The 4,689-nt window shown below is 39.9% G+C and carries 2 protein-coding genes and 1 pseudogene; all 3 read right to left on the bottom strand.

Annotated features, from left to right (window positions below):
* Positions 1 to 310: glycoside hydrolase family 18 (locus tag BXY_RS03205; RefSeq protein WP_243442466.1), on the bottom strand; the 310-nt coding region annotated here is incomplete at its 3' end.
* Positions 311 to 337: 27 nt separating this feature from the next.
* Positions 338 to 1,888, bottom strand: a complete 1,551-nt coding sequence (locus BXY_RS03200; protein ID WP_015531210.1) for a SusD/RagB family nutrient-binding outer membrane lipoprotein — start codon at positions 1,886 to 1,888, stop codon at positions 338 to 340.
* A 17-nt stretch (positions 1,889 to 1,905) separates the two neighbouring features.
* Positions 1,906 to 4,687 (bottom strand): annotated as a pseudogene (locus BXY_RS03195) (SusC/RagA family TonB-linked outer membrane protein).
* Positions 4,688 to 4,689: the final 2 nt, after the last annotated feature.

Below are 4,689 nucleotides of genomic sequence, written 5' to 3'. Positions count from 1 at the left end.
TTCCAGATCTTTTTTTTTGAGCTTCTGTAATGTTCGACCAATTTCCCCAAATAGAAACAATATCTACACTATCAGGAATACCGGCTAAAGAACTTTTCATATAGGCACCTTCACCACTCCAGCCACCAAACCAACCAAATGCAACTTGGTGATCTGTCTGTTTATAGGCACGCAAGGCCGCATAATATTCATCCGATACGATCGATTCGGGAAAAGTTTTTGCTTCTGACTCCGTCCAGTCACTGCAACCGATCAATGAGGTCGTTGCCAGTGATATGAGTACAATGTATAATAAATAAATTTTCTTCATAAAAGTCCTTTTTATGCATTATATAAATTAGTTCTTTTTAGCCCACTTTAAGTCAGTAGCTTCGTTATCAGCACCGCCTAGTTCTGCTACTCCCAGATCATAATTGGCTTTATTGTTTTGTGCCTCTGTATAAGGGAAACTTAGACGACGCATACCGCGTTGGCTGCTCACACCACAATCTGATAGATTGTCGATACAAGGATAAAGTTCCGGATAACCTGTACGGCGATATTCAGCCCATGCTTCCAATCCTAATGGATAATTGGCGATCCATTTTTGAGTAATGACACGTTGGAAATTCTTTCCATTTACGTTGTCAGCCTCGCTGTCATCCCACATTACACTCACAGTATTGGTAATTGTAGCAGTAGCATTTTGCACAACATCACTTTCATGTGATACGACAGGAGCCTCGTCAATCTTCATGTATTCAGTGGCTGAAACCTGATATTGTTCCATTGATAAATTAATACCATCTTCGTAATAGGCTTTTGCTGTTTTAGAACCGACATTCCAACCACGCAATTTTCCTTCTGCACGTAAAAACGCTGTCTCTGCAGCACAGAAAACCATTAATTTAGAAGTTGCCGTATATGCAGGAATAGAGAATCCTGCTGCATCTGCCTTTTTAAAATCAGCATCTCCAGTACGCATACCTACATATTTATCTGTTTTCCCGGCAAGGGTAGACTTATTAAAGAACTTCGGCATACGTGGATCGCCATATGCATTCATATAATCTACAATATTTGCATTCACACGCAGATCACCCCAACTTACAGCTGCCAGTTGATAGGGATTACTCTGCGTGCCACAAGAAAGCATAGCATTATCCGAATTACTTTCAATCAATCCTGCTTTATGTGTTACTGCTGCTTCAGCTGCCTCTTGAGCAATGCCAGGCCATGTTCCGCTGATTCGCATTGCAACACGTAAACGCATTGAATTGGCTAGCTTAGCCCAACCTGAATAATTTCCATCAAAAACCGGATCATTGGCTCCCAATGGGGCATTACCATTTGTTTCTACATAATAGTTGTACAAAACATCGGCTGCATTGGCTAAATCACTTAATATACTGGTATAGACCTGTTCCTGGGTATCATAAGATACATAGAAATTACCCTTCTTTACTTGGCTGTAAGGCATCGGTCCATAACAATCCGCAACGCGAAGCATTGTTATTGCACGTATCATACACGCAAAAGCATAATAATGTCCCGTAGAATTTGTCGCTTCTTGTATTTGGAAAAAGTTTCCATATATTTTTTCAAACGGAGTGTTCCAGGGGGTAGCATTCCAGGCATCACTCTGATTGAATGTGCTGAAGTTTGTACCACTCCATGTGTTAGAACAGCATAGATAGCCACCTAACTGTCCCACCATCTGATCTTGCATTTGAGAGTCATTCTGCTGAATATTCACAATTGTTTCAATCATAGATCTCATCAAAGTCGCAGGGTCTGCATCATGAATTTGATATTGATTCGTATTATACTCCTCAAATTTATCGGTACAACTTCCTGCCAGTAACAACAGAGCGGCACCGACTGTGATATTTCTTAAATATTTTCTCATAACATTAGCTTTTTCTTTTAAAATTGAACTTTCACATTAAAACCGAAGTTACGCAAGCTGGGTTGCATAAAGTAGTCTACATTCATATAATAGTTACTGGAGGTAGAGGCAGACAATTCCGGGTCAAATGGGGCTTTACAATAAATCATCCATAAATTACGTCCTACAATACCCAAAGTAACATTCGCCACATTTTTTAAACCATCTTTTAGGAAGTGTATAGTTTAGACTCAATTCCTGCAAACGTACATTGGTTGCACTATATAGATAATAACGACCGTAGCCACCTTCACCCGTACCAATAGTCTGGTAATACTTTTGGGCGTTAACTTTGCCGTTATTAATAGGTATACCACCATTATCACGAGCTGTTGCAGATGTTTCGGATACTCCATAATAATCTAAAATACCTTGAGTAGCCGAATAAGCTAATCCGCCTACACGGGCTGATAATACAACTCCTAAATCAATTCCTTTATAAGTGAAATGATTGGTCCATCCGAGGTTGAAATCAGCATCCAGATTACCTACTTTTACCGGAGTGTTTGATGAAGTGATACCCAGATTACCATTCTGATCGACTTTTATATTACCGTTATTGTCTTTTGTCAGCTGGTTGTATACATAGATATCAGTCATGGAACCTCCTTCTGTCAGGATGACGCGAGGAGCTACATTCTCTTTACCTAACCAACCCACATTCATTTCATCCATTTGGATAGCTTCTCCTGTCACGGGATTCACGCTACCGCTTGCCAGTCGTTTCACCTTGTTACGGTTTAGAGTGAAGGTCGCATTAGAAGACCATCCGAATCCTGCCCATTTATCACTGAATCCTAAAGCTAATTCAATACCCTGATTTTGCACGTTACCAGCTTGTACAATCGCTTGTTTATATCCGGAAGAAGAGGGGATATCTACCTTAAATGTTTGGTTCAGTGTGTTAGAACGATAGTAAGTAGCGTCTAAATTAAAACGATTTCCCCAGAATTTCAAGTTCAAACCGATTTCCCAGGATTTAGTCTTTTCAGGTTTCATATTGTCCATCGGATATACGGTCGGATTCGCCCAGTTATGTGTCTGGCTGTTGTATTCGTACCCCGGATTAGTAAGGAAACGATCGAAAGAAGAGGCTACCACTGTATACGAACCGCGTATTTTAGCATAAGAAATCACCTCTGGTAGTTTAACCATTTCTGATAATAAAGCCGATAAACCGACTGACGGATAAAAGAACGATTTTTGTTTGGAGAATGCGAGTTTTGAATCCCAGTCATTACGTCCGGTTACAGTTAGATACAGTTGATTTTTCCAACTTAATTCAGCACTGGCAAAAATACTTTGAATTTCATCTTCATATCCGGTAGGATCCGGTTTATAGTTGGCAGAGAAATTAATATTGTTGATCTGGAAGAAGTTGGGGATAACCAGGTCACCTGCAATATATAACTGATCCATTGAAGTATGATATATGGAAGCACCAACATTGGCTGTTAAATGAAAATCACCAAATGTTTTATCTATATTAGCCAGGAAATCGGCATATAAAGAACGTTCCTGACGCATGGCATCTTCAAAACCACCACTTACACCACAGAATGTTGTTAATGTAGAAGCTGATTTTTCGTTTTTATTCCGGTAGTCGGAATTGTCCAGATTGACGCGACCGACAACATTGAGCCAATCTGTAGCCTGCCATTTCAAAGAAGCGTTCATCATATAACGTTTCTTGTTGGAAGTACGGTTGATGCGATTTTGTATCCAATATGGATTTTGTAATGACAAACTTGCATCACCATAAGGCCAATATTGTTCCATATAGCCGTAGTTAGTATTATAACGTTCATACAAACGAATTTCGTCAAAGTTGTCTCCACGAGGGAATAGATACAGTGATGGGAGAGGGTTATAATACTGTCCTTGAGAAACCATGTTTTTGTTGTTCTGAACGATATATTGTGCACCGATATCCAGAGTAAGTTTATCATTCAGGAAATGGGTGGTATTACGTGCCGTAAAATTATAACGGTTATAGGAGTTATTCGGAAGAATTCCACCGGAGTTAGTTGTAGAAGCAGAAAGATAGGTCTGGTTTTTGGTATTTCCTGTAGATAATGCTACCGAATTGATAACATTGGAGCCTGTTTCAAAGAAGTCAGATGGGTTATATCGACGGTTTGTCAATTCTCCCCAGCTGAATAATCCGGAACTTGTACCATAACGGTTCTGCATATCCGGCATAATATATGCTTTAGAGAAAGTAGTACTGTTGGATACTGTTATGGTAGTTTTCTCTGTTTGGCCTTTTTTAGTAGTAATTAAAACAACACCGTTTGCCGCAGCAGAACCATATAATGCTGCCGCAGAAGGACCGGTCATCATACTAATACTAGCAATATCGTCCGGATTTAAGTCAGCAACAGCATCTGATCCTCCCATCTCTCCAAATAATCCTTCGCCACCGCTTTTTCCTGTATTAAAAATAGGTACACCGTCAATTACATACAATGCATTGTTATCTTTAGTCAGAGATTTCATACCACGCATAACAACACGTGTGGCACCACCAGCACCGGTTGCACCACTATTAATCTGAACACCGGCAACCTTTCCTGATAGTGAATTCATAAAATTGGCATCTTTTACAGCTGTCAATTCGTCACCTTTTACCTCTTGTACATTATAACTTAACGCCTTAGTTGCACGCTTGATACCCAATGCAGTAACAACTACTTCGTCCAATACTTGCGTATCTTCTCCTAAGGTTACTTTTATAGGTTGTGCGTTGGCAAGCGTGATTG

The sequence above is a fragment of the Bacteroides xylanisolvens XB1A genome, assembly GCF_000210075.1.
Classification (GTDB): domain Bacteria; phylum Bacteroidota; class Bacteroidia; order Bacteroidales; family Bacteroidaceae; genus Bacteroides; species Bacteroides xylanisolvens.
This window is presented reverse-complemented; position numbering and strand designations above follow the sequence as displayed.

Excerpts from the sequence above, each read along its gene's own strand:
- BXY_RS03200 (WP_015531210.1), bottom strand. The coding sequence starts at position 1,888 with ATGAGAAAATATTTAAGAAATATCACAGTCGGTGCCGCTCTGTTGTTA.